Genomic DNA, 23,754 nt, shown 5'->3' on the forward strand with positions numbered 1-23,754 from the left:
GCGGGCGCCCGATCTCCGCCTCGCCTTCAATTTAACTTCCGCCTGAATTAGGCTGAAGTTCGGTCTTGAGCCGTTTCGAGGCCGTCTCATAGCCTGCATTCAACGGCCATCTAAAAGGCCGAGCGGGAAACGACAGGAGGCTGCGATCGCCCTGCCCTGGCACAGGCTGAGCCCGGATGAGCTCGCGCTGCTCGAGGCCACCTTCTGGTCCGGGGGCGCCGCCCGCCATGCGCTCGCCGACAGCCTGCAATTTTCGCGCAGCAAGACCAATGCGATCGCCGCCGGTTTGATCGAGGAAGGGCTGCTCGACGAGGCCGGGGTCCAGCACTCCACAGGCGGGCGACGCCCCGAGACCCTCTGTGTCCACCGCCGCATCGGCGTGCTCGTCGGCATCGATATCGGCGCGACCAGCCTCGATATCGCGCTGCTCCGCCCCGATCTCGGCATCATCGCCCGCCATGCGCAGGAGGCCGATGTCCAGGCCGGCCCCGGCCCGATCATGGCGCGGTTGCGCACGCTCCTTCCGGCAATGCTTGCACAGAACGGCATCGCGCCCGACCGCGTGCTCGCCGTCGGAATCGGCGTGCCCGGCCCGGTCAATTTCGTCGCCGGTCAGCTCGTCAATCCGCCGCTGATGCCGGGCTGGGACAGTTATGCCATCCGCGAGGACCTGCGCGAGATCACCGACGCCCCGATCTTCGTCGACAACGACGTGAACCTGATGGCGCTCGGCGTGCTCTGGCGCCAGCGCAAGCAGATCGAGAATTTCCTCGTCATCAAGGTCGGTACCGGTATCGGCTGCGGCATCGTCTGCCATGGCGAGCTCTATCGCGGCTCCACCGGATCGGCCGGCGATATCGGCCATATCTGCGCCGATCCCGAAGGTCCGCTCTGCCGCTGCGGCAATCGCGGCTGCGTCGAGGCGATGGCTGCCGCCCCCGCCATCGTCGGCATGGGGATGGAGGCTGCCCGATCGGGCCGCAGCCCTGCCCTGGCCGAGCGCCTCGCCGCCAGGGGCCTGCTGGAAGCCGGCGATATCGGCGCCGCCAGCCGGGCCGGCGATGCCGAGGCCGATGCGATCGTGCGCCGGTCCGGCCGCCTGATCGGCCAGGTGCTCGCCGCGCTCGTCAATTTCTACAACCCCTCGCATATCTTCATCGGCGGCGGCGTCTCGGCGATCGGCCCGATGTTCCTCGCCGCGATCCGCCAGAGCGTGAACCAGCGCTCGCTCGCCCTTTCGACCCGCCATCTCGAGATCACCTCCGCCCCGCTCGGCCCCGAGACCGGGCTGATCGGCGCCGGCGTGCTTGCGATGCGCGAGGCGCTCCGCAGCGGAGGCCCGGCATGATCGCGACCGCCGGCCTTGCCGTCGCCTTCGACGGCATCGTCAAGCGCTTCGGCCCGGTCGAGGTGCTGCACGGCGTCTCCTTCGACCTCGAGCCCGGCAAGGTCTACGGGCTGCTCGGCGAGAACGGCGCCGGCAAGTCGACCCTGATGAAGATCCTCTCCGGTTACGAGCAGCCGAGCGAGGGGCGCGTCCTGATCGACGGCGAGCCCGTCACCTTCGCCGGCTCGCGCGCGGCCGAGGCGAAAGGCATCGTGCTGATCCACCAGGAATTCAACCTGGCCGAGGACCTGAGCATCGCGGGCAACATCTTCCTCGGCCATGAGCGCCGCAAGGGCTGGCTGCTCGACGAGGAGGCCATGCGGAGCGAGGCGCAGGCCGCGCTCACCCAGGTCGGGCTGGCGCGGACGCCCGATACGCCGGTGCGCCGCCTGATCGTCGCCGAGAAGCAGCTCGTCGAGATCGCCAAGGCCTTGTCGCGAAAAGCCCGCCTGCTGATCATGGACGAGCCGACCGCGACGCTGACGCCAGCCGAGGCCGGCCGGCTCTTCGCCCTGATCGAGCGGATGCGGGCGGAAGGCATCACCGTCGTCTACATCTCGCACAAACTCGACGAGGTCGAGCGCATCACCGACGAGGTCATCGTCATGCGCGACGGCCGTTTCGTCGGCCGGGCTCCGACCGCCTCGCTCACCCGCCACGCCATGGCGACGATGATGGTCGGACGTGAGATCGCCGACCTCTTTCCGGAGAAGATTCCTGCTGATCCCGCTCTGCCACCGGCCTTGTCGGTCGAGAATTTCTCCGTGCCGGGCTGGGCCAGCGACATCTCGTTTGCGGTGCGGCCGGGCGAGATCCTCGGCTTCGCGGGGCTGGTCGGCGCCGGACGCACCGAGCTTTTCGAGGGCATTCTGGGCCTAAGGCCGGGCAGTGGCACGATCAGGCGTGACGGCAAGCCAATCCAGCTCGGTTCACCGCGCGAAGCCACCCGCCACGGGTTCGCCTATCTGAGCGAGGATCGCAAGGGCAAGGGCCTGCATGTCGACTTCCCATTGCGGCCCAACCTCACGCTGATGGCGCTCGAACGCTACGCCAAGCCGCTGCTCGACCATGAGGCGGAGCAGCGGGCGCTGGAAGCTGCCGTAGGCGAATTCGGCATCCGCGCCGGCTCGCTCGGCATGAAGGCCGCCTCGCTCTCGGGCGGCAACCAGCAGAAGCTTGCGCTGGCCAAAGTGTTGCACCCCGCGCCGCACGTGCTGGTGCTCGACGAGCCGACGCGCGGCGTCGATGTCGGCGCCAAGCGCGAGATCTATTTCCTGATCCAGAAGCTCGCGGCCCAGGGCCTCGCCCTGATCGTCATCTCTTCGGAGCTGATCGAACTGATCGGCCTTGCCCATCGCGTCGCAATAATGCGCGAGGGCCGGATCGTCGCGACGGTGGAGGGCGACGAGATTACCGAAGCGACCATGATCGCCCATGCCACGGGGACCCGCCATGTCGCAGCCTGAAGCCGTCCAGCGCGCCGAGGGCCGCGCCCGCGAGGCCACCGTCCCGCTCGGTGACCGCATCGCAGCCTTCGGCCCGATCATCGGCCTCGTGCTGCTCTGCGGCGCCGGCGCCATGCTGAACAGCGATTTCGCCACGCTCGACAACGCGCTGAATGTGCTCACCCGCACGGCCTTCATCGGCATCATCGCAGTCGGCATGTGCTTCGTCATCATCCTCGGCGGGATCGACCTCTCGGTCGGCTCGATGGCGGCGCTGATCGCGGGCTGCGTCATCCTCTTCATCAACTGGGCGGCCGGCGCCTTCGGCTCGCCGTTGATGGCGGTGATCGGCGGTGCCACACTCGCGGTCGTGCTCGGCAGCGTCTTCGGGCTGCTGCACGGAATCCTGATCGCGAAGGGGCGGATCGAACCCTTCATCGTCACCTTAGGAACGCTCGGCATCTACCGGGCATATCTCACCTATTTCGCCGATGGCGGCGCACTCACGCTCGACAATGCCCTCGCCGATCTCTACGCGCCGGTCTATTACGGCAGCTTCCTCGGCGTGCCGATCCCGGTCTGGGTCTTCCTGCTGGTCGCACTCACCGGCGCGCTGATCCTGAACCGCACGATCTTCGGCCGGCATGTCCAGGCGATCGGCTCCAACGAGACCGTGGCGCGCTACGCCGCCGTCGATGTCGAGCGCGTCAAAATCCTCACCTACATGCTGCTCGGCCTCTGCGTCGGCGTCGCTACGCTGCTCTATGTGCCGCGACTGGCCTCGGCCTCGCCGACCACCGGCCTGCTCTGGGAGCTTGAGGCCATCGCCGCGGTCATCGTCGGTGGCGCGGCCCTCAAGGGTGGCCATGGCAGCATCACCGGCACGGTCATCGGCGCGATCCTGCTCTCGGTGATCAGCAACATCCTCAACCTGACGAGCCTGATCAGCGTCTACCTGAACGCCGCCGTGCAGGGCTTCGTCATCATCACCGTCGCGTTTTTGCAGAAAGGCCGCCGCTGAAGGCGGTCAAACAGGGAGAGAAGCGATGTCCATGCAGACCAGACGCAGCCTCATGCTTGCCACCGCCGCGGGCCTCGCCTTCGCAGCGAGCGGTGCCGCCGCCGAACCCGTCCATCTCGGCGTGTCCATTCCCGCCGCGACGCACAGCTTCATGGGCGGCATCAACTACTGGGCGAACCAGGCGAAGAAGGACCTCGAGGCCAAGCACAAGGACCTCAAGATCACCATCCGCACCGCGGCCAACGCGACCGAGCAGGCCAACCAGCTCCAGGACCTGAGCACTGTCAGCAAGATCAACGCGCTCGTCGTCTTCCCCTTCGAATCCGCGGCGCTGACCCGGCCGGTCGCCAATGTGAAGGCCAAGGGCGCCTATGTGACGGTGGTCGACCGCGGCCTGACCGACACCTCGGCGCAGGATGCCTATGTCGCGGGCGACAACACCGCCTTCGGCAAGATCCCGGCCGAATACATCGCCAAGACGCTCGGCGGCAAAGGCAATGTCGTGGCGCTTCGCGGCATCCCGACCACGCTCGACAACGAGCGCATGGATGCCTTCAACGCCGTGCTGAAGGGCCATCCCGACATCAAGCTGCTCGACGCCAAATACGCCAACTGGAACCGCGACGACGCCTACAAGGTCACGCAGGATTTCCTGACCCGCTTCAAGGATATCGACGCGATCTGGGCCGCCGATGACGACATGGCCTTCGGCGCGATCCGCGCCATCGACCAGGCCGGGCGCAAGGACATCAAGGTGATCTTCGGCGGTGCCGGCGCCAAGGACATGGTCAAGACGATCCTCGACAACAAGGATCCGCGCATCCAGGCCAATGTCAGCTACTCGCCGAAATTCATCTATGAATCGATCAAGTTGACGGCAGAAGCTCGCCTGAAAGGCGAGAAGCTGCCGGCGACCACGATCATTCCCTCGGTGCTGATCGACAAGAGCAACGCCAAGGACTTCTACCACCCCGACTCGCCGTTCTGAGCGGGCTGAACACGCCGTCATCCCGGGCTTTTCTCGGGATGACGGAGCTTCTTCGAGACCTGTTCCGTGAGTTCTGCCGGCATGAACCAGTATCCCCCGCGCAAGTTGCGCTATGCCATGATCGGCGGCGGCCGCGATGCCTTCATCGGCGCCGTGCACCGCCATGCCATCGCGCTCGACGGGCAGGCGGAACTGGCTGCGGGTGCGCTCTCGTCGACGCCCGAGAAGGCCCGCGCGTCCGGGCGGGCGCTGGGGCTCACGGATGCCCGTAATCACGCATGCTGGCAGGTCTTGCTCGAAGCCGAACTCGCCCGCCCGACGGCGGAGCGCGTTGACCTCGTCATCATCGTCACGCCGACCGACACGCATTTCCCGATCGCGCAGGCCTTCGCGGAAGCCGGTTTCCATGTCGTCTGCGACAAGCCGCTGACCCATACCGGCGCGCAGGCCACGATGCTGGTCGAGACGGTCGCCCGCCAAGGCACGGTGTTCGGCGTCACCTATAACTATACCGGCTATCCGATGGTCCGGCAGGCCCGCGAGATGGTGCGCTCCGGCGCGCTCGGCCGCATCCGCAAGGTCGTGGTCGAATACAATCAGGGCTGGCTCGCGACCGCGCTGGAAGCGACCGGCAACAAGCAGGCGAGCTGGCGCACCGACCCGGCCCGCAGCGGCATCGCCGGCGCGCTCGGCGATATCGGCTCCCATGCCGAGAACCTCGTCTCGACCGTGACCGGGCTTCAGATCGAGGAGCTGGTCGCCGATCTCGGAGCGCTCGTATCCGGCCGGGCGCTCGACGACGATGCCAGCATGCTGCTGCGATTCAAGGGCGGCGCGCGCGGCGTGCTCGTCGCCTCGCAGATCAATGCCGGGCTGGAGAACGACCTGCGCCTGCGCGTCTCCGGCGAGGACGGCACGCTGGAATGGCGGCAGGAGGAACCGAACCGGCTCATCCATCACCGCCGCGAGGGGCCGACCGAGATCTTCACGCGCGCCTCGCCCTGGCTCTGCGAATCGGCTCGCCGCGCCGGGCGCATCCCGGCAGGGCACCCGGAGGGCTTCATCGAGGCCTTCGCCAATGTCTATCGCGGCGTGTTCGCCGATATCCGGGCCCGCAAGGCCGGCACGACGGCCGGCCCGCTGGATGCTGATTACCCGACGGTCGAGGACGGCGCACGCGGCGTGCGCTTCATCGAAAGCGCGGTCGCGTCCTCGGCCGAGCGGCGCTGGCTGCCCTTCTCAGGTTGAACTCAGCGTCCGCCTGACGCTGTCGCGCCAGCCCGTGACCTTGCGCTTGCGCTCGCTGGCGGCCATGGCGGGCGAGAAGCGCCGCTCCAGCCGCCACAGGTCGGCGAAGCGATCGGGTTCGGGCAGGAGGCCTGCGTCGAGCCCGGCGAGATAGGCCGCGCCCAGAGCCGTCGTCTCCAGCACATTCGGCCGGTCGACCGGCAGGTCGAGGATGTCGGCGAGGCGCTGCATCGTCCAGTCGGAAGCGACCATGCCGCCATCGACCCGCAGGACCGATTGCTTACCGGCACCCGCATTCGGCCAGTCGGCCCGCATCGCCTCGATGAGGTCGAGCGTCTGGTAGCAGACGCTCTCCAGCGCGGCCCGTGCGAATTCGCGCGGCCCCGAATTGCGGGTCAGGCCGAACAGGGCGCCGCGCGCATGGGCGTCCCAATGCGGCGCGCCCAAGCCCACGAAGGCGGGCACCAGATAGACGTCCTGCTCGGGATCGGCCGCCTCGGCCAGCGGCCCGGTCTCGCTCGCCTTTTCGATAATGCCGAGCCCGTCGCGCAGCCATTGCACGGCAGCACCCGCGATAAAGATCGAGCCTTCCAGCGCATAGGTGCGCTTGCCGCCGAGCTGATAGGCGACCGTGCTGAGCAGGCGGTGCTTCGAGCGCACCGGCGTGTCGCCGGTGTTCAACAACGCAAAGCAGCCGGTGCCATAGGTCGATTTCACCATGCCCGGCGAGAAGCAGGCCTGCCCGATCGTCGCCGCCTGCTGGTCTCCTGCGATGCCTCGCACCGGGATCGCCGCACCGAACAGGTCAGGCACCGTATCGCCGAAATGCGCGGCGCAGTCGCGCACCTGCGGCAGCAGCGCGGTCGGGATGCCGAACAGGTCGAGCAGGTCGGAATCCCAGACGCCGCGGCCGATATCGAACAGCATGGTGCGCGCCGCATTGGTGGCGTCGGTCGCATGCACGGCCCCGCCGGTCAGGCGCCAGAGCAGGAAGCAGTCGATCGTGCCGAAAGCGAGCTCGCCCGCTTCCGCCCGGCGCCGCGCGCCCGGCACGTTGTCGAGCAGCCAGGCGATCTTGGTAGCCGAGAAATAAGGATCGATGCGCAGGCCGGTGCGCTCCGCGACGAGGTCCTCATGGCCGGCGGCGACGAGATTCGCACAGGCCTTCGCCGTGCGCCGATCCTGCCAGACGATAGCGCGATGGATGGCGCGGCCCGTCCGGCGGTCCCAGATCAGTGTCGTCTCGCGCTGGTTGGTGATGCCGATGCCGGCGATATCCGCCGCGCTCAGGCCGCCCTTGGCGATGGCCTCGCGTGCGGTCGCGAGCACGCTCTCCCAGATATCCTCAGGCTCGTGCTCGACCCAGCCCGAGGCCGGGAAGTGCTGCGGAAATTCGCGCTGGGCGCTGGCCACCACGCCGAGCGACGCATCGAACAGGATCGCCCGCGACGAGGTCGTGCCCTGGTCGATGGCGAGGATATGTCTGGCGGCCATGTCGGTTCCCTGCCCGGTCTCTTTGGTCGGCGGAGACTGGCCGATCAGCCCGCTCCCGCGCAAGCGCGTCCCAAGCGAATGTCAGGCAAGTCTCCCAGCCGGCAAGGTTCCGCTTGGCATGTCGCCTGCCCTGTAGTTAGCTTCGTCACGAAGCAGGGCCGCGCCGGGTCGTGGCCCCTGTCGGTGCCCCAGGTATCGGACAGGTTGAGAGGTTGGATCAGTGGCGGTCGAGGACCGGCAACAACGGGATGTCGCGCCTATTGCGCGGCCGCAGAGACATGACGCCGATCCGCAACGGAACGGCGCGATCCCGGTTGGTGCGCCCTTCCGAAGCTTCGCTCAGCCCACCGACAACCGCCCGCAGCCCACGACCTATGCCGCGCTCGACCTCGGCACCAATAATTGCCGGCTGCTGATCGCCCGGCCGGCTCAGCATGGCTTTCGCGTGGTCGACGCCTTCTCCCGCATCGTGCGCCTCGGCGAAGGCCTGGGCGCGAGCAGCCGCCTCGCCGATGCCGCGATGGACCGCGCCGTGGAAGCCCTGAAGATCTGCCGCGGCAAGATGGCGAATCGCGGCGTCACCCGCGCCCGTCTCGTCACGACCGAGGCTTGTCGCGCCGCGACCAACGGGCTCGACTTCATCCGCCGCGTCGCGAACGAGGCTGAACTCGCCCTGGAGGTCATCGACCAGCGCACGGAAGCCGCACTCGCCGTCTCCGGCTGCGCGGCGTTGGCCGATCCGGCGGCGGAAAGCGTCATCGTCTTCGATATCGGCGGCGGCTCGACCGAGATCGTCTGGCTCGGCGGCCGCAGCGAGGCGCGCGATCCCGCCGCCCGCATCCGCGAATGGGCTTCGCTGCCGATCGGCGTCGTCACGGTGGCCGAACGCTATGGCGGCATCGAGGTCAGCCGCGAATTGTTCGAGAAGATGGTCGAGGATTGCGCGCAGGCGCTCGCCCCCTTCGCCAAGAAGGCGGCCGGCGCCCGCGACGCCCGCAGCTTCCACCTGCTCGGCACCTCCGGCACAGTTACCACGGTCGCCGGCATCCATCTCGAGCTGCCGCGCTATGACCGGCGCGAGGTCGACGGGCTGTGGATGCATCAGCGCGACATCCTCGCGGTGATCGACCGCCTGATCGAGATGGACTATGCCGCCCGGGCGGCGAATGCCTGCATCGGCCGCGAGCGCGCCGATCTGGTGCTGGCCGGCTGTGCGATCTTCGAGGCGATCCGCCGCGCGTTCCCGAGCGAGCGCGTCCGTATCGCCGATCGCGGCCTGCGCGAGGGCATCCTGCTGCGCATGATGCATGAGGACCGCGCCTGGTGGCGACGGAAATAGGTTCGACACAATGAGCACCGGAAAATCGGGCGGCAACAGCGGCGGCAAGCCCGCCGGCGCGCGCGACATGCGCGTCAAGGTCAAGAAGGCCGGGAAGCTCAAGCATTCCTCGCAGCTCTGGCTCGAGCGCCAGCTCAACGACCCCTATGTGAAGCGGGCTCGGGAGATGGGCTATCGCTCGCGCGCAGCGTTCAAGCTCGAGGAGATGGACGACCGCTACAAGTTCCTGAAACCCGGCCAGCGTCTCGTCGATCTCGGCTGCGCGCCGGGCGGCTGGTGCCAGATCGCGGCTAAGCGCATCGGCCTGGAACAGGGCAAGGGCCATATCGTCGGCATCGACCTGCTGGCCGTCGATCCGATCCCCGGCGTCGACCTGATCCAGCTCGATTTCATGGCCGAGGAGGCGCCTGCCCTGCTGACCGAGCGTCTTGGCGGACGGGCCGACGGCGTGATGTCGGACATGGCCGCCAACACCACCGGCCACAAGAAGACCGACCATCTCAAGATCATCGCGCTGGCCGAGGCGGCCGTCGAATTCGCCCATGATGTGCTGGCGCCGGGCGGCTTCTTCCTCGCCAAGCTGTTCCAGGGCGGCGACAGCGCCGAGCTCCTCGGCATGCTGAAGCGCGACTTCACAACGGTGCGCAACGTCAAGCCGGCGGCGAGCCGCGCCGATTCCTCCGAGCTTTACGTGCTCGCGACCGGATATCGCCGGCAGCAGCGGCCGGAAGGCGATAACGCCTGACCGGTAACGCTGAAGCCGTGGCGCAACCCGTCCCACGCATGGCCCCGACGCTTCAAGTGATTCTCGACGCCGAGATCGCGCGGGGGAATTCCATCCTGAGCGTTGGTGACTGGCCGCCGGATTGCCGGCTCTTCGTCCAGCTCGCCCGCCCCTTCAGGAAGCGCTATCCGGCGCCGCCCGGCATCATCTTTGCGGCGCTGAACGACCCGCATTACTGGAAGGCGGAGTACCGCACGGTCGATGGCAGCGAGTGCCTCGCCTGCGGATTCTGAGTTGCGTTCACTCCGGGAAGATGTCCCGGGGCAGTTGGCGCGGGTCATATGTCCCTGGTGCGCTCTTCACGACCGAGGCCAAGATCCAGAAACCGAGGCCGCCGACGCCGATGAGCGGCCCGATGACCTCGAAGAAGCCGGCCCTCCCGCTCAGGCCGATATAGAGAACCATCAGGCCGGCACCGCCGAAGACCACGGCGGCGATGAGCGCGACCACGATCAGGAAGCGATGGCGCCCTTCCGGGATGCCGCGCCGGAACGCGATAGGGCCGTGCCCGCCGGCAACGAGGCGACGGTGCAGGTCCTCGATGAAGGCGGTGAAAACCGTGTCGCGCTTCGGATCGTCCACGCCCCAGGGGCTGCTCGAATGGACGAAAAGTGGCCGGCCGGACGAAAACGTCAGCTCCGCCAGCGCTTCCCAGGGCGATCGCGGCCCGCCATTGACCGCCTGCAATCGCACGCCGGTCAGCTTGGCGAAGGGCCGCAGGCCCGCACGGCCGTCGAGTTCGTAGGCGATGCCCTCGTCGCTGAGCGTCAGTTCCGCCTCGGCGAGCTTCAGCCTGGCCGCGCCGTTGCCGACGCAGAGCGTGTAGCGCGTCTCGTTCGAGGGCGCGGGCTCAACCTGCATGCCCTGACCGTGCGGCAAGCCGCCCGGGCTGACAAGCTATTCGAGCGGCTTCTGGTCCGCGATTGCCTCGGCCGTGACCTTGCGCGCGCTGACAGGGACATGGCCGGAGACCTCGGCGCCGGCATCCGGAGCGAGCCGCATCATCCATAGCGCCGACGAGGCCGAGATCAGCCCGACGATCAGGAAGGCCGGCCAGAAATCGCCGGCACCGAGCGCCTTGCCGCCATGGAGCAGATTGGCGCTCTCCAGCGCGAAGGCGCCGATGGTGACGCCCATGCTGAGCGAGAGCTGCTGGGCGACGCTCGACAGGCTGGTCGCGCTCGACATCTCGCGATTGGAGACGTCGGCGTAGCTCAGCGCGTTGATGCCGGTGAACTGCAGCGAGCGGAAACAGCCGCCGACCAGCAGCACCGCGAGCATGATCGCGTGCGGCGTCGTCGGCGTGAACAGGCCGGAAGCCGCGAGGAAGGCCGCACCGATCACGGCATTGGCGACGAGCACGCGGCGGAAGCCGAAGCGCGCCAGGATGGTCCGCGCCAGCGTCTTCATGATCAGCGCGCCGGCGGCCGACACGAAGGTGATCAGGCCGGATTGCAACGCATCGAGCCCGAAGCCGAGTTGCAGCATCAAGGGCAGCAGGAAGGGAATCGCGCCGATCCCGGTGCGGAAGATCGAGCCGCCGATCACGCCGATCCGGAAGGTCGGAATCCGGAAGAGCGCCAGGTTGAGCACCGGATAAGGCACGCGCCGGGCATGGAACCAGTAGGCCACCAGAGCGGCGGCGCCCGCCAGGACGCAGCCATAGGATACGACCTGCGGCACCAGATGGCGCCCGCCGGTGGCCAGGCCCAGCATCAGGCTGGCGAAGCCGAAGGAGGAGAGCAGGAAGCCCTTGACGTCGAGCGGCGCGACATCCTCCTCGCGGATATCCTCGAAGAACAGGCTCGCCAGCACGATGCCGACGAGGCCGATCGGGATGTTGATGAAGAAGATCCAGCGCCAGTCGAAATAGGTGGTGATGAAGCCGCCGAGCGGCGGCCCGACGACGGGGCCGACCAGCGCGGGAATCGTCAGATAGGCGAGCGCGCCGACGATCTCGGACTTGCTGACGCTGCGCAGGATGACGAGGCGCCCGACCGGCACCATCATCGCCCCGCCGATGCCCTGGACGAAGCGCGCGCCGACGAAGGCACCGAGCGAACTCGACACCGCGCAGAGGATCGAGCCGAGCATGAAGACGACGAGCGCCGAGCGGAAGATGGTGCGGGCGCCATAACGATCCGCCATCCAGCCGGAGATCGGGATGAAGACGGCAAGGCTGACGAGATAGGAGGTCAGCGCCAGCTTCAGCGCGATCGGGTCCTCGCCGAGCGAGGCGGCGATCACCGGCAGCGAGGTCGCGATCACCGTCGAGTCGGTGTTCTCCATGAAGAGCGCACAGGCGACGATCAGGGGCAGGAGTTTGGCGCGCTGCAAGGGCTCGAACCTTCCACGCCCGGTCAATTAGGCGCGTTTGAAATCATAAGCTCGGCTATTAATCCGATGCATCGGGAGTGACGAGTGCGAATTCGCGGCCCGGTGCCCGATTTGCCCGCTGCGGGCGCGCTTCCGCAATGCACTGCACTCATGGCCTGGCGGCACGCACAACGCCGCCATGCGCCGTCATCACTGCTTGGCGCCTTGTCCCAGCACCATCTCCTTGATGTCCGGCTGAGCCGGAGCGTCGCGAGGGGCGCGGGTCGCCAATCTCTGGAGAAGCGCCATGATCATCGTTTCACCCGTTCTCACTGCAGCGCGCCGCGTCATGCCCGGGCTATCCGCCCTCGGGCTCGCCCTGGCTGCCGGGCTGGCCGGGGCGCCAGCCCCGGCTGCCGCGGCCTCCGACAGCTGGCAGAGCAGCTGCCAGTTCAAGAATATTCCCGGCAGCGGCGGCGAGGGCCTGCGCTACGACGCCTGCCTGCGCCTGGAGACCTGCCGGCGCATGACCGATGCCACCGGACACGCGGTCATGCAGGCCGGCTGCTTCGAGATGGCGCCGAGCGCGCCGTCCCTGCCGGCGGCCGGCCGCGCGGCCCGCTGACAGCCGCGACGCAAGGGAAACGGCGCCGTCATGCACCGGCGCCGTTTCCGCACTGCAAAATAATCCAGCCCGGCGCACTAGCGGACCCGCCGCGCCCATGCTAACGGGCCTCGTCAACTCGGCACTGGGCCTCTTGCCCTGCCCCCTTGAAAAGCCGGCCTCGCCCGGCGGTCGGAGTTGACGATGACGCTTTCCCTCGACGGTCTGATTCGCGACGGTTTCACCTTCGACGACGTGCTCCTCGAGCCCGGCCCGTCCGAGGTCATGCCGGCGGATGTCGACATCCGCACGAAGCTCACCCGCACCATCTCGCTGAACCTGCCCATCATCGCCTCGGCGATGGATACGGTCACCGAGGCCCGCATGGCGATCGCGATGGCGCAGGCCGGCGGGCTCGGCGTCATCCACCGCAATCTCGATGCCGACCAGCAGGCCGCCCAGGTCCGCCTCGTCAAGAAGTTCGAATCGGGGATGATCGCCAACCCGATCACCATCCACCCGGACGAGACGCTGGCCGACGCGCTGGCGCTGATGAAGAACAACGGCATCTCCGGCATCCCGGTCGTCGAGCGCGGTCCGCAGGGCCATAACGGCAAGCTCGTCGGCATCCTGACCAACCGCGACGTGCGCTTCGCCCAGAACCCGGCACAGCCGGTCTCCGAGCTGATGACCAAGGAGCGCCTGATAACGGTGCGCGAGGGCGTCAACCCCGAGGAGGCGCGCCGCCTGCTCCACCAGTTCCGCATCGAGAAGCTGCTGGTCGTCGACGACCATTACCGTTGCATCGGCCTGATCACCGTCAAGGACATGGAGAAGCAGGTCGCCCATCCGAACGCCGCCAAGGACGTGCATGGCCGCCTGCTGGCCGCCGCCGCGACCACGACCGGCGACCAGGGCTTCGAGCGCTCGGAAATGCTGATCGATGCCGGCGTCGACCTTATCGTCGTCGATACCGCCCATGGCCATTCGGCCAAGGTGCTGGAAGCCGTCAGCCGGGTGAAGAAGCTCTCGAACTCGGTCCAGGTCATCGCCGGCAACATCGCCACCGCCGGCGGCGCCCAAGCCCTGATCGATGCCGGCGCCGACGCGATCAAGGTCGGCATCGGCCCGGGCTCGATCTGCACGACCCGCATTGTCGCGGGCGTCGGCGTGCCGCAGCTCACCGCTATCATGGATGCGGCCTCGGCCGGCGCCAAGGCCGGCGTGCCGGTCATCGCCGATGGCGGCATCAAGTATTCGGGCGACCTCGCCAAGGCGCTGGCGGCCGGCGCCTCCTGCGCCATGGTCGGCTCGCTGCTGGCCGGCACCGACGAGACGCCCGGCGAAACCTTCCTGTACCAGGGCCGCTCCTACAAGGCCTATCGCGGCATGGGCTCGGTCGGCGCGATGGCGCGCGGCTCGGCCGACCGCTACTTCCAGCAGGACATCAAGGACTCGCTGAAGCTCGTGCCGGAGGGCATCGAGGGCCAGGTCGCCTACAAGGGCCCGGTCTCGAACGTGCTGCACCAGCTCGCCGGGGGCCTGCGCGCCGCCATGGGCTATGTCGGCGGCAAGGACCTCGAGGACTACCGCAACAAGGCCCGCTTCATCCGCATCACCAGCGCCGGCCTGCGCGAGAGCCATGTCCATGACGTGACCATCGTGCGCGAGAGCCCGAACTACCCGACCCGCTCTTGAGTCAGCGCGGGCATTGTGCAGCACTGGCCCGACTCATCCGGGCCGGTGCGACACGAGGCGACGCGTAACCATGACTCTCAAGCTGATCTATCCGACGCTGGCGATGATCTTCTGGATCTTCGTCGTCGGCGTCGTTCTGGCAATGCGCCGCAAGACCGCCTTCACGAGCGGCGCCGTCCGGCCCGCGGATGTGTCGGTTTCGACAGAGCGCTACCCTGTGCCCGCCCGGCTCGCGGCCGCCAACTTCACCAACCAGTTCGAAACGCCGGTGATCTTCTTCGCCGTGGTGATGGTCGCGATGGAGACCGGCGCCACCGGCTATGTCATGGCGATCCTCGCCTGGCTCTATGTTGCGACACGCGTGCTCCACACGCTGATCCATGTCGGCCCCAACCGGCTGCCCCTGCGCGGCGCGGTCTATGGCGTCGGCATCATTGCGCTGTTCTGCATGTGGCTGGGCGTGCTGATCTCGGTTCTCTGAGCGGCAAGCCCAAACTCACCGCACTCCCGTTAAGCATTCCGCCCGTTTCCGCCGGCAACGGAGCCGGGGCCGTTGAAGCTTAACGAAAAGTAAACTACACCCACTCAGGCGGCGGACGGTGGACAAGCGTAGTTTGGAGTGACGCGATGTTGCGTGTCCGTGAAGTCCCGGCGCGGGTGTTTGCCCGTGACGGTGAGGTGATGCCTGCCGCTTCCGGCAAAGCGAACATGTCCCGGGCCGGCCGCAAAGGCCGCCTGCTGGCGCTCGCCGCCCTTGGAGCCGCGCTGGGCTCGGGCGGCATCGTGCTGACCGCCTCCATGGTTCAGGCCGAAGGCGACGCTGGCGCACGCGAATTCATCATGCAGGAGGCCGCGCGCCGCAGCGAACAGGGCCGCGTGCAGAACGCCGCCTATGCCTCGACGCGCTACGCTCCGCAGGCCAGTGCCTATGCGCCGGCCGGCAATGGCTGGCGCCTGCCGCTGCTGCAGATGCAGCCCAACGGCCAGCTCGCGCAGCCGCCGATCGATCTCAACCCGTTCCGTACGGCCCCCAGGAAACTCGCCGACCGGCAGCGCAGGCCGGCCGGCACGACCGCGGCCTCCCTCGACACCGTCACGGGCGCGGCGGACAGGGCCCAGACCTTCTGCGTGCGTCTCTGCGACGGCTTCCACGCGCCGATCGGCTATCTGCGTTCGTCCGGCGATCTCAAGGCGCATGAGGCGATCTGCAAGGCGATGAATCCGGGCGTTCCGGTCAAGGTCTTCAAGGCCGCCGCCGGCGTGACCGATATTGCCGATGCGGTCGCCGCCGACGGCAAGCGCTATGGCGCCCTGCCGATGGCCTTCAGCCATGCGAAGGCGGCTGATCCCGCCTGCCGGCCGGCCATCGCCCAGGCCGGCGAACGTCGCGTCTCCCTGTTGCGCGACATCACCTTGCGACCGGGTGACAGCGTCGTGCTCGACGGCAAGGTCTCGACCTTCACCGGCAGCTCGAGCTGGCCTTACAGCCGGCGCGACTTCCGCGATTTCCGCACCGCTTCCGAGCTCAGCAAGGCGCAGCGCCGGCAGATCGACGAGCAGGTCGGCATTTCCCGGATGGAGGCGCAGGCGCGCAGCGTCCGGCGCCAGATGCGGGTCCGCGAGGCACAGCTCCAGGATGACGGCATCGCCAGCGACGCGATCCTGCGCGGCTCGGTCGATCCGACGATGCGCGAGCCGGTGCGCCTGATCTCGCTCTCGCTGCCGACGCGCTGAACCGCTGTTTCCGCCGCTGCCTTCGGGGGCCGAGCTATCTTATTGGAGACTAGCGGCGCGATTTCGCGCCGTGGTGTCATCACTCCGGCGTGACGAGGCTGACCTAAAGGCAAGGCCGTCGACCGCGACAGGTCGCCTCAGCCGAAAGGCGTACGACCCCGGCCACCCCGAAATCTCGCCGTGTTTCCAATGGAATGCCCCATTTATTAGAATTCGTCAAAATAAGAAGAACTCTAGAATTCCTATAAGACATTGATATCAAAGGATTACTTCATTGACGCTCCGCAGGCGTGGCTCTATCGCTCACCTGTCGCGCTGATCGCGCCCATCGACGGAGCAGAAGAATGACCGCAAAGACCTATCTCCACGCCTTGGCGCTGTCTTCCTGCCTTCTGGCCGCCCCCGCCTTCGCGCAGGGCGTCAACCTCTACACCACCCGCGAACCCGCCCTCCTCAACCCTGTGCTGGAAGCCTTCACCAAGGATACCGGCATCAAGGTCAACGCCGTTTTCCTGAAGGACGGCCTGCAGGAGCGCATCCGCGCCGAGGGCGCCAACAGCCCGGCCGACGTCATGCTCATGGTCGATGTCGGCGAGATCAATGCCGCCGTCGAGGCCGGCATCACTCAGCCGATCAAGTCCGACCTCGTCGACAAGACCGTCCCGGCCCAGCTGCGCCCCGACAACAACTGGGTCACGCTTACCAAGCGCGCCCGCGTCGTCGTCGTCTCGAAGGAGCGCATCAAGCAGGACGCGATCACCTATGAAGACCTCGCCGATCCCAAGTGGAAGGGCAAGTTCTGCATCCGCGCCGGCCAGCACCCCTATAACAACGCCTTCTTCGCGGCCTATCTCGCTCATCACGGCGCCGACAAGACCGAGACCTATCTGAAGGCGCTGCGCGCCAATGCCGCCCGCAAGCCCGGCGGCGGCGACCGCGACGTCGCCCGCGACATCCAGTCCGGCCTCTGCGACATCGCCATCATCAACACCTACTATATCGGCCTGATGAGCGAGGCGAAGAACGAGCAGAAGGGCTGGTTCGACGCGATCAAGCCGCTCAAGACCACCTTCGCCAATGGCGGCACGCATGTGAACGTCTCGGCCGCGGCGCTGGCCAAGAACGCCCCGAACAAGGACAACGCCGTCAAGCTGGTCGAGTACATGCTCGGCGACAAGGCGCAGGCTCTCTACGCGAACGGCAATTTCGAGTTCCCGGTCAATGCGGCCGTGACCGACTCCGCCGCCGTCAAGCTGCTCGGCGCCGTCACGCCGGACAAGCTGCCGCTCTCCGAGGTCGCCAAGCAGCGCAAGGCCGCCGCGAACCTCGTCGACAAGGTCGGCTTCGACAATTGAGCCTGAGCCAACCGCTCAGCCATCAGCGACGGTCGCCACTCGCGTGGCGGCCGTCGACCCGTTTTGCCTATGCCGCGATCGGCGGGGCGGCGCTCGTGCTGCTGCCGCTGCTCGCGCTGCTGGCCACCGCGATCTCGTCGCCGCAGGCGGTCGAGATCTGGCCGCATCTCGCCGCCAATGTCCTGCCGACAGCCCTCGTCCAGACCGGACTGCTGCTGGCCGGCGTCGGCACGACCTGCGCCGTCATCGGCGTCGGCACGAGCTGGCTGGTGACCCAGTATGATTTTCCCGGCCGGCGCTCGCTCGAATGGCTATTGGTGCTGCCGCTGGCGCTGCCGACCTATCTCACGGCCTATATCTACGTCGAATTCCTCGGCTTTCAGGGGCCGCTCCAGAGCGCGCTGCGTGCCGCCACCGGCTGGCGTTCGCTGCGCGACTATTGGTTCCCCGACCCGCGCAATCTGCCGGGCGCGATCGCGATCATGGCGATCGTGCTCTACCCTTACGTCTATCTCAGCACGCGCGCGCTCTTCGGCGTGCAGGGCGCCAGCATCGTCGAGGCCGCGCGCAATCTGGGCGCCGCGCCCGGCCGGCTGTTCTGGCGCATCGGATTGCCGCTCGCGCGCCCGGCGCTGGCAGCGGGGCTCACCCTCGTCCTGCTGGAGACGCTGAACGATATCGGCGCGACCGAATATCTCGGCGTGAGATCGATGACGCTCTCGATCTACACGACCTGGGTCAATCGCGGCTCGCTGCCCGGCGCGGCCCAGATCGCCTGCGTCATGCTGCTCATCGTCTTCGCGCTGATCCTCGTCGAGGTGAAGCTGCGCGGGCAGCGGCGCTTCGCTCTGCCCGTCCGGCAGCCGCGGCCGGTCACGCGCCGCCCGCTGCACGGGCGCGCCGCGATGCTGGCCACACTGGCTTGTGCCTTGCCCGTGCTCTTCGGCGCGGCCCTGCCGATCGGCTACCTCGTGGTCGAAATCCTGCAGCGCGGCCTGTTGGCACAGTTCGACGTGGCCCTGCTCCGGCTCCTCGGCAATGCCCTGCTGCTATCGGGACTGGCGTCGGTCCTCGTGGTCGCCCTCGGGCTCGGCATCGCCACGGCGGCCCGCTCCGGCCGCGAGACCTGGCTGAAGCCCCTCGCCCGCATCGCCAGCCTCGGCTACGCGGTGCCGGGCACCGTGCTGGCACTCGGCCTGCTGATCCCGATCGCTGCCTTCGACAACCTGCTGGCGAATGCCGCCTCCGCCTTGTTCGGGCTCAAGCCCGGCCTGATCCTGATCGGCTCCGGCGCGGCTCTGGTCATCGCCTATACCGTGCGCTTCCTCGCCATCGGGGTTTCCGGCGTCGAGAGCGGCCTGTCGCGCGTCTCGCCGCGCATCGACGATGCCGCCCGCGCGCTTGGCGCCGGCGGCACGGAGGTCACGCGCCGCATTCACTGGCCGCTCGCCCGCCCGGCCATCGCCGCCGCGGCGCTGCTGGTCTTCGTCGACTGCCTGAAGGAACTGCCGGCGACGCTGCTGCTGCGCCCGCTCAATCTCGACACGCTGGCGACCGTGGTCTACGGCCATGCTTCGCGCGGCGTCTTCGAGGACGGGGCACTGGCGACCCTGCTGATCATCCTCGCCGGGCTCTATCCGGCCTTCGTCCTCGCCAAAACCGGTGCAGATCGAACGGGATAGCCGGCTCTCAGCCTCGACAAGCCCTCCAGATCGGCCTAAACCCTCTGCCGCCAGGGGGCTGGCTGACTTTCGGCCCGTGCCGATTCGGAAGTCCATGACCAGACGCGCAGCGATCCTCGCTTTCAGCCTCGTCGTTACCATCGGCCTGCTCGGTTTGCAGTCCTGGGACGTTGCGCTCGGGCGCGTCCAGCGCAGCGCGATCAGGGCGATCGAGGAACGGACTGGCTTCGTCGTCAAGGCGATCGAGCGCGCCGAGTTCGCCCTGCTGCCCCTGCCCCGCATCAGCCTGTCTCAGGTCGCCTTCACCCAGCGCGACGGCGCTCTTGCCGGCGAGGCCGTACGGGTCAAGGCGCATCTGCGCCTCCTGCCGCTGTTCAGCGGGCGGATCAGCTTCGACCGCGTCGATCTCGTCGCCCCCCGGATCGATGTCGCCGCTCCTGCCGGCAGCGACGGTATCACCGAATGGCTCAGCCCCGCGCTTGCCGAATTCGAGCAGTTGCAGAGCCAGAGCAAGATCGTCGTCAGTTCAGGTTCGGTCTTCCTGCGGGCCGACGGCGCGATCCAGAGCGTCGTGCGCGACCTCAATCTCGTCATCGACGAACGCGACCGGAACGAACCGCTCAGCCTGTCCGGCTCGCTGAGCTGGCGCGGCGTGCCCACCGAGGTGAACCTGCTCTGGCCGATGGCCGGCGGCAACGCCAAGGCTGCCCTGTCGGCCACCTCCCCTCTGTTGAAGCTGCGCTTCGAGGGCAACCGCTCCGGCCCGGGCGAAGCCGTGATCAGCGGTCCCCTCGTTCTGTCCACCCCCTCGCTGCCGAAGCTGCTGGGCTGGTTCGGCGAGAAATCGCGGCTGGGCTCGGCGCTCGGCGCCGTCGCCATCTCGTCCGAGATTCAGGTGAAGGCCCGCGAGGTCTCGTTCAACAGCGCGATCGTCAATCTCGACGGCGAGCGCCTCGACGGAGCGATCAAGCTCGCGGAAACCGGCGGACGCTTCGCGCTATCGGGCACGCTCGCCGGCGCGACGCTCGATCTCGGCCGCCTCGTCGACCGCTTGCCGGTCCCGGCCGTCAATGCGGCGGACACCACTCCCTTCGACCTCGACGCCTGGACCTCACGCGATATCGACCTGCGCATCTCCGTCGATGCCGCCCGCCTGAAGGGGGCCAGGCTCAGCGATGTCGCGACCTATCTTCTGATCAAGAAGGGGCGCTTCGAGACAGGCCTGCTCCGCGCCAGCGCCTATGGCGGCAACGTCAAGACCCGGCTGCTCGCGATCGGCACGCCCGCTGGCGTCGACGTCAAGATCCAGGCCGGGCTCGACAAGGTGAATATCGGCCAGGCTGCTTCCGACCTGCCGCAACTGGCGCGCCTGAGCGGCACGGCGGGCGTTCAGCTCGCGCTGGACGGCATCGGCCGCACCTTCGACGAATTGCTGGGGTCGTTCACCGGCCGCGTCAACCTGGCCGCGCGGCAGGGCGAAATCGGTGGCATCGCCTTTGCCGAATTGCTCCGCCGCGCCGAGCGCAGCCCGGCCCAGGCGCTGCGCGACTGGCGACAGGGCAAGACGCCGTTCGAGACCATCTCGGCCAATGCCGGGATCGCCGGCGGCATCCTCGCCCTGACCGAAGCGCAAATGACCGGCCAGAACTACCGCTTCAACCTCGCCGGCAGCGCCTTGCTGCGCTCCCGCACCCTCGACATGACGGCGCTTCTCACCTCGCCGAACGGGGCCCTGAAGCTGCCCTTCGTGCTCAAGGGGCCGGTCGACGCGCCGGTGTTCGAGCTCGAAACCGAGGCGTTCCTGAGCCCGGCCGGCGCGACGCTGCTCACGCGCTGACTTAAGCCTAGTTTCGCATTCTCCCGAAATCCGCTCTCATGCCGCCGGGCTTGTTGCGGCAGCGCGAAGGATGCGGCGATGAAGATGTGGATCATGGGCGCGCTGGCGCTCGCAGGATGGATGACGGCAGGCATGGCCGAGGCGCAGGATCTGGCGGTCGAGAAGAAGATCTTCGAGATCCCGAGTTTCACGACCCAGAGCGGACGCACGCTCCGGAATGTCCGGGTCGGCTGGGAGAGCTACGGCACGCTCAACGCCGACAAGTCCAACGCCATCCTGATCTGCCATTTCTTCTCGGGCAATTCGCATGCCGCCGGCAAATACGCGGCCAATGACGCGGCGCCGGGCTATTGGGACGCGATCATCGGCCCGGGCAAGGCGATCGACACCAACAAGTATTTCGTCCTGTCGTCCGATACGCTGGTGAACCTCAACACCGGCGATCCCAAGACCACCACGACCGGCCCAGCCTCGACCAATCCCGACACCGGCAAGCCCTATGGGCTCGACTTCCCCGTCGTCACGGTGCGCGACTTCGTCGAGGTCCAGAAGGCGCTGGTCGAGAGCCTCGGCATCAGGAAGCTCGCGCTGGTCGCCGGCCCCTCGATGGGCTCGCTCCAGACCTTCGAATGGGCCGCGAGCCACCCCGAGATGGTCGCCAAGGCGATGCCGGTGATCGGCGCCGGCGAGGCCGATGCCATGCTGATCGCCTGGCTCGACGTCTGGGCCGCGCCCATCCTCGTCGATCCCAACTGGAACAATGGCGATTATTACGGCAAGACCCCGCCGCTCGCCGGCCTCGCCAAGGCGCTGACGGCGGTGACGCTGCAGGCCAACCATCAGGACTGGGCCAACGCCACCTTCGGCCGCCGCCCGGCCAAGGAGGGCGATGATCCCGCCAAGGCGCTCGCCAACAAGTTCCAGGTCCAGAGCGTGCTCGACAATGCCGGCATGGCCCGCGCGAAGGTCTCCGACGCCAACCATTTCCTCTATCTCGTCAAGGCGAACCAGCTCTTCGCCGCCGGCGGCACCTCGCTCGCTGACGGCATGGCGAAGATCAAGGCGCCGATGCTGCTGATCACGCAGCCGAAGGACCTCGTCTTCACGCCCGATATGGTCGCAACCACGGTGAAGGCCGCGAAGGCGGCCGGGCGCGACATCACCCACACGACCATCGACGGCTCGCGCGGCCATCTCGACGGCGTGATGTCGATGAAGCAGGCCGAAGGCGCGATCCGGGCCTTCCTGGAGAAGTGACGGGCTACGCCGCGGCCGGCTCCTCCATGCGGTGGACGATCCGGTCGATCAGACCCCATTCCAGCGCTTCTTCGGCGGTCATGAAGCGGTCGCGGTCGAGCGTGCGCTCGACCTCCTCGTAGCTGCGCCCGCAATGCTCGGCATAGAGCCGGGTCATCCTATGCTTGGTCTGCCGCATCTCCTCGGCATGGATGAAGATGTCGGAGGCCTGCCCCTGGAAGCCGCCGAGGGGCTGGTGCACGTGCAGGCTGGCATTGGGCAGTGCCCCGCGCTCGCCCGGCTCGCCGGCCATCAGCAGGAACGAGCCCATCGATCGCGCCGTGCCCATGCACAGCGTATGCACGGGCGAGCGGATGTAGCGCATCGTGTCGTACATGGCGAAGCCGCTGGTCACCACGCCGCCCGGCGAGTTGATGTAGAGATGGATCGGTTTCTTCGGGTTCTCCGCTTCGAGGAACAGGAGCTGCGCGCAGACCAGCGCGCTCATCGCGTCGTTGACCTCACCGTTCAGGAAGATGATCCGCTCGCGCAGCAGCCGCGAGTAGATGTCGAACGAGCGCTCTCCGCGGCTCGACTGCTCGACGACCATAGGGACGAGTTGCATCGCTTCGCGCATCGGCGAACTCCAAAGTCTCGGGAAAATGGATAGAGGTTTTCGCGCCGCCTCAGGCGGCGGCACGCATTACCGACGGCGCATTGCTGTTCGCCGGGATCAGCTCCCGCCCGACGCGACGATTGGTCAGTTCGTGGACCACATGCAGGCTGCTTCCGCCGGCCTCGCTGGCATCGATACGGAAGGTGACCACGCTTTCCAGAAAGGGCGGCTCGCTGTCGCGCATGCGGTAGCGCAGCGCCTCCCCCGGCGTGACGACGCTCGGCTCGGGGTCGGCCAGTTCGGCGTCGGGCAACCAATGCTCGCGTAGGCCGGGCGTGCTGAGGGCGCGCCAGAGCTTCTCCGGCGGCTCGTCGAACCGGAACTCGAAGACGAGAGGGTCGGCCGCCGTTTCGCTGTCCTCGCCGCTCATTGATCCATCTCCTTGAGCAAGGTCCTGAGATCGTCGATCCGCGCCGGCCAGAAGGCGCGGTATTTCGCCAGCCATCGTGCGACCAGTGCCAGCCCCGCCGGGTCGACCCGGTAGTTCACGAAGCGCCCCTGCCGCTCCTCGCGGACGAGGCCGGCGCCGCGCAGCACCGCGAGGTGCTGCGACATCGCCGGCTGACTGATCGCGATGCCCTCGCGCAGCTCGCTCGCATTCATGCTGCCAGCCGCCAGCTTGTCGAGGATGGCCCGCCGCGTCGGATCGGCCAGCGCCTTGAATATCTCGTTCTCGATCATGATGGCACATAAGCATTGACTTATATGAATCGCAAGAGCGCTTTCGTGCACCAGCCACGGAAGCTCTTTCCAAGAGCGGCCCGGCCCAATTCCGCGGGATGCGAAACAGCGGCGCCGTGCTAGCGTGTCGCGAGGACCGATACGGGCCGCGAGAGGGCATGCCATGAGGATGACGGGGCTAGCCATTCTCCTGATATGCTCCCTGTCGTCTCCCACCGCGCAGGCCGCC

General features: G+C 67.6%; 22 protein-coding genes. 16 read left to right on the top strand and 6 right to left on the bottom strand.

From position 1 onward, the window contains the following. Positions 1-286 precede the first annotated feature (286 nt). The 5 genes from WFK61_RS18285 (at position 287) to WFK61_RS18305 (ending at position 6,089) form a co-directional block, all read left to right on the top strand. On the top strand, positions 287-1,348 hold the full coding sequence (locus WFK61_RS18285; RefSeq protein ID WP_336813508.1) for an ROK family protein: 1,062 nt from the start codon (positions 287-289) through the stop codon (positions 1,346-1,348). Further along, on the top strand, positions 1,345-2,853 hold the full coding sequence (locus tag WFK61_RS18290) for a sugar ABC transporter ATP-binding protein (RefSeq protein ID WP_336813509.1): 1,509 nt from the start codon (positions 1,345-1,347) through the stop codon (positions 2,851-2,853). Before WFK61_RS18285 ends, WFK61_RS18290 begins: the two co-directional genes overlap by 4 nt. After that, complete coding sequence (locus WFK61_RS18295; RefSeq protein ID WP_336813510.1) at positions 2,840-3,853, top strand: ABC transporter permease; 1,014 nt, start codon at positions 2,840-2,842, stop codon at positions 3,851-3,853. The genes WFK61_RS18290 and WFK61_RS18295 overlap by 14 nt, the downstream gene beginning before the upstream one ends. A gap of 25 nt (positions 3,854-3,878) precedes the next feature. Continuing rightward, a complete protein-coding gene (locus WFK61_RS18300; RefSeq protein WP_336813511.1) occupies positions 3,879-4,841 on the top strand; it encodes a substrate-binding domain-containing protein in 963 nt (320 codons plus the stop codon). A gap of 81 nt (positions 4,842-4,922) precedes the next feature. Continuing rightward, on the top strand, positions 4,923-6,089 hold the full coding sequence (locus WFK61_RS18305) for a Gfo/Idh/MocA family protein (protein ID WP_336813512.1): 1,167 nt from the start codon (positions 4,923-4,925) through the stop codon (positions 6,087-6,089). Here WFK61_RS18305 and glpK read toward each other — a convergent pair. Next, a complete protein-coding gene (glpK, locus tag WFK61_RS18310; RefSeq protein ID WP_336813513.1) occupies positions 6,081-7,583 on the bottom strand; it encodes a glycerol kinase GlpK in 1,503 nt (500 codons plus the stop codon). The genes WFK61_RS18305 and glpK overlap by 9 nt on opposite strands. Before the next feature lie 220 nt (positions 7,584-7,803). On the opposite strand from glpK, the gene WFK61_RS18315 reads away from it, so the two are divergent. Genes WFK61_RS18315 through WFK61_RS18325 form a run of 3 tightly spaced genes read left to right on the top strand, consistent with a single transcriptional unit; the run spans position 7,804 to position 9,939 of the window. After that, a complete protein-coding gene (locus tag WFK61_RS18315; RefSeq protein ID WP_336813514.1) occupies positions 7,804-8,922 on the top strand; it encodes a Ppx/GppA phosphatase family protein in 1,119 nt (372 codons plus the stop codon). 10 nt (positions 8,923-8,932) lie between these two features. Beyond that, positions 8,933-9,667, top strand: coding sequence for an RlmE family RNA methyltransferase (locus WFK61_RS18320; protein ID WP_336813515.1), 735 nt, complete (start codon positions 8,933-8,935; stop codon positions 9,665-9,667). 56 nt (positions 9,668-9,723) lie between these two features. Next, positions 9,724-9,939, top strand: a complete 216-nt coding sequence (locus tag WFK61_RS18325; protein WP_336813516.1) for a hypothetical protein — start codon at positions 9,724-9,726, stop codon at positions 9,937-9,939. Positions 9,940-9,946: 7 nt separating this feature from the next. Here WFK61_RS18325 and WFK61_RS18330 read toward each other — a convergent pair whose 3' ends face one another. Further along, a complete protein-coding gene (locus WFK61_RS18330; RefSeq protein WP_336813517.1) occupies positions 9,947-10,567 on the bottom strand; it encodes a hypothetical protein in 621 nt (206 codons plus the stop codon). Positions 10,568-10,603: 36 nt separating this feature from the next. Beyond that, positions 10,604-12,043, bottom strand: coding sequence for an MFS transporter (locus WFK61_RS18335; RefSeq protein ID WP_336813518.1), 1,440 nt, complete (start codon positions 12,041-12,043; stop codon positions 10,604-10,606). A 286-nt stretch (positions 12,044-12,329) separates the two neighbouring features. Between WFK61_RS18335 and WFK61_RS18340 the strand changes: the two genes are divergently transcribed. From WFK61_RS18340 to WFK61_RS18375, 8 genes are all read left to right on the top strand, one after another. Next, entirely contained in the window at positions 12,330-12,647 is a 318-nt protein-coding gene (locus WFK61_RS18340; protein ID WP_336813519.1) for a hypothetical protein, read from the top strand. 183 nt (positions 12,648-12,830) lie between these two features. Then, positions 12,831-14,324 (top strand): IMP dehydrogenase, encoded by a 1,494-nt coding sequence (gene guaB / locus WFK61_RS18345; RefSeq protein ID WP_336813520.1) that lies wholly within the window; start codon positions 12,831-12,833, stop codon positions 14,322-14,324. A gap of 70 nt (positions 14,325-14,394) precedes the next feature. Continuing rightward, a complete protein-coding gene (locus WFK61_RS18350; RefSeq protein WP_336813521.1) occupies positions 14,395-14,805 on the top strand; it encodes an MAPEG family protein in 411 nt (136 codons plus the stop codon). Positions 14,806-14,951: 146 nt separating this feature from the next. Then, positions 14,952-16,058, top strand: coding sequence for a DUF2865 domain-containing protein (locus WFK61_RS18355; RefSeq protein ID WP_336813522.1), 1,107 nt, complete (start codon positions 14,952-14,954; stop codon positions 16,056-16,058). A 344-nt stretch (positions 16,059-16,402) separates the two neighbouring features. Then, a complete protein-coding gene (locus WFK61_RS18360; RefSeq protein WP_336813523.1) occupies positions 16,403-17,413 on the top strand; it encodes an extracellular solute-binding protein in 1,011 nt (336 codons plus the stop codon). Next, positions 17,410-19,095 carry an ABC transporter permease gene (locus WFK61_RS18365; RefSeq protein WP_336813524.1) on the top strand — a complete coding sequence of 562 codons (1,686 nt, stop codon included), beginning with the start codon at positions 17,410-17,412 and terminating at the stop codon, positions 19,093-19,095. Before WFK61_RS18360 ends, WFK61_RS18365 begins: the two co-directional genes overlap by 4 nt. A 94-nt stretch (positions 19,096-19,189) precedes the next feature. Next, positions 19,190-20,932: an AsmA family protein gene (locus WFK61_RS18370; protein WP_336813525.1), complete on the top strand. Its 1,743-nt coding sequence runs from the start codon at positions 19,190-19,192 to the stop codon at positions 20,930-20,932. Positions 20,933-21,010: 78 nt separating this feature from the next. Next, positions 21,011-22,189, top strand: a complete 1,179-nt coding sequence (locus tag WFK61_RS18375; protein WP_336813526.1) for an E22 family MetX-like putative esterase — start codon at positions 21,011-21,013, stop codon at positions 22,187-22,189. 4 nt (positions 22,190-22,193) lie between these two features. Here the strand turns inward: WFK61_RS18375 and WFK61_RS18380 are convergent, their stop codons facing one another. The 3 genes from WFK61_RS18380 to WFK61_RS18390 are packed head-to-tail and all read right to left on the bottom strand — an operon-like array spanning position 22,194 to position 23,525. Further along, a complete protein-coding gene (locus WFK61_RS18380) occupies positions 22,194-22,805 on the bottom strand; it encodes an ATP-dependent Clp protease proteolytic subunit (protein WP_336813527.1) in 612 nt (203 codons plus the stop codon). A 49-nt stretch (positions 22,806-22,854) separates the two neighbouring features. Further along, positions 22,855-23,214 (bottom strand): SRPBCC family protein, encoded by a 360-nt coding sequence (locus tag WFK61_RS18385; RefSeq protein ID WP_336813528.1) that lies wholly within the window; start codon positions 23,212-23,214, stop codon positions 22,855-22,857. Further along, positions 23,211-23,525, bottom strand: a complete 315-nt coding sequence (locus tag WFK61_RS18390) for an ArsR/SmtB family transcription factor (protein WP_336813529.1) — start codon at positions 23,523-23,525, stop codon at positions 23,211-23,213. Before WFK61_RS18390 ends, WFK61_RS18385 begins: the two co-directional genes overlap by 4 nt. Positions 23,526-23,754 lie beyond the last annotated feature (229 nt).

This window comes from Allobosea sp. MMO-172, assembly GCF_037147855.1.
Taxonomy (GTDB): Bacteria; Pseudomonadota; Alphaproteobacteria; order Rhizobiales; family Beijerinckiaceae; genus Allobosea.

Excerpts from the sequence above, each read along its gene's own strand:
- WFK61_RS18385 (WP_336813528.1), bottom strand. The coding sequence starts at position 23,214 with ATGAGCGGCGAGGACAGCGAAACGGCGGCCGACCCTCTCGTCTTCGAG.
- WFK61_RS18300 (WP_336813511.1), top strand. The coding sequence starts at position 3,879 with ATGTCCATGCAGACCAGACGCAGCCTCATGCTTGCCACCGCCGCGGGC.
- WFK61_RS18305 (WP_336813512.1), top strand. The coding sequence starts at position 4,923 with ATGAACCAGTATCCCCCGCGCAAGTTGCGCTATGCCATGATCGGCGGC.
- WFK61_RS18355 (WP_336813522.1), top strand. The coding sequence starts at position 14,952 with ATGTTGCGTGTCCGTGAAGTCCCGGCGCGGGTGTTTGCCCGTGACGGT.
- WFK61_RS18320 (WP_336813515.1), top strand. The coding sequence starts at position 8,933 with ATGAGCACCGGAAAATCGGGCGGCAACAGCGGCGGCAAGCCCGCCGGC.
- WFK61_RS18350 (WP_336813521.1), top strand. The coding sequence starts at position 14,395 with ATGACTCTCAAGCTGATCTATCCGACGCTGGCGATGATCTTCTGGATC.
- WFK61_RS18380 (WP_336813527.1), bottom strand. The coding sequence starts at position 22,805 with ATGCGCGAAGCGATGCAACTCGTCCCTATGGTCGTCGAGCAGTCGAGC.
- WFK61_RS18375 (WP_336813526.1), top strand. The coding sequence starts at position 21,011 with ATGAAGATGTGGATCATGGGCGCGCTGGCGCTCGCAGGATGGATGACG.
- WFK61_RS18290 (WP_336813509.1), top strand. The coding sequence starts at position 1,345 with ATGATCGCGACCGCCGGCCTTGCCGTCGCCTTCGACGGCATCGTCAAG.
- glpK (WP_336813513.1), bottom strand. The coding sequence starts at position 7,583 with ATGGCCGCCAGACATATCCTCGCCATCGACCAGGGCACGACCTCGTCG.
- WFK61_RS18295 (WP_336813510.1), top strand. The coding sequence starts at position 2,840 with ATGTCGCAGCCTGAAGCCGTCCAGCGCGCCGAGGGCCGCGCCCGCGAG.
- guaB (WP_336813520.1), top strand. The coding sequence starts at position 12,831 with ATGACGCTTTCCCTCGACGGTCTGATTCGCGACGGTTTCACCTTCGAC.
- WFK61_RS18390 (WP_336813529.1), bottom strand. The coding sequence starts at position 23,525 with ATGATCGAGAACGAGATATTCAAGGCGCTGGCCGATCCGACGCGGCGG.
- WFK61_RS18370 (WP_336813525.1), top strand. The coding sequence starts at position 19,190 with ATGACCAGACGCGCAGCGATCCTCGCTTTCAGCCTCGTCGTTACCATC.
- WFK61_RS18330 (WP_336813517.1), bottom strand. The coding sequence starts at position 10,567 with ATGCAGGTTGAGCCCGCGCCCTCGAACGAGACGCGCTACACGCTCTGC.
- WFK61_RS18340 (WP_336813519.1), top strand. The coding sequence starts at position 12,330 with ATGATCATCGTTTCACCCGTTCTCACTGCAGCGCGCCGCGTCATGCCC.
- WFK61_RS18360 (WP_336813523.1), top strand. The coding sequence starts at position 16,403 with ATGACCGCAAAGACCTATCTCCACGCCTTGGCGCTGTCTTCCTGCCTT.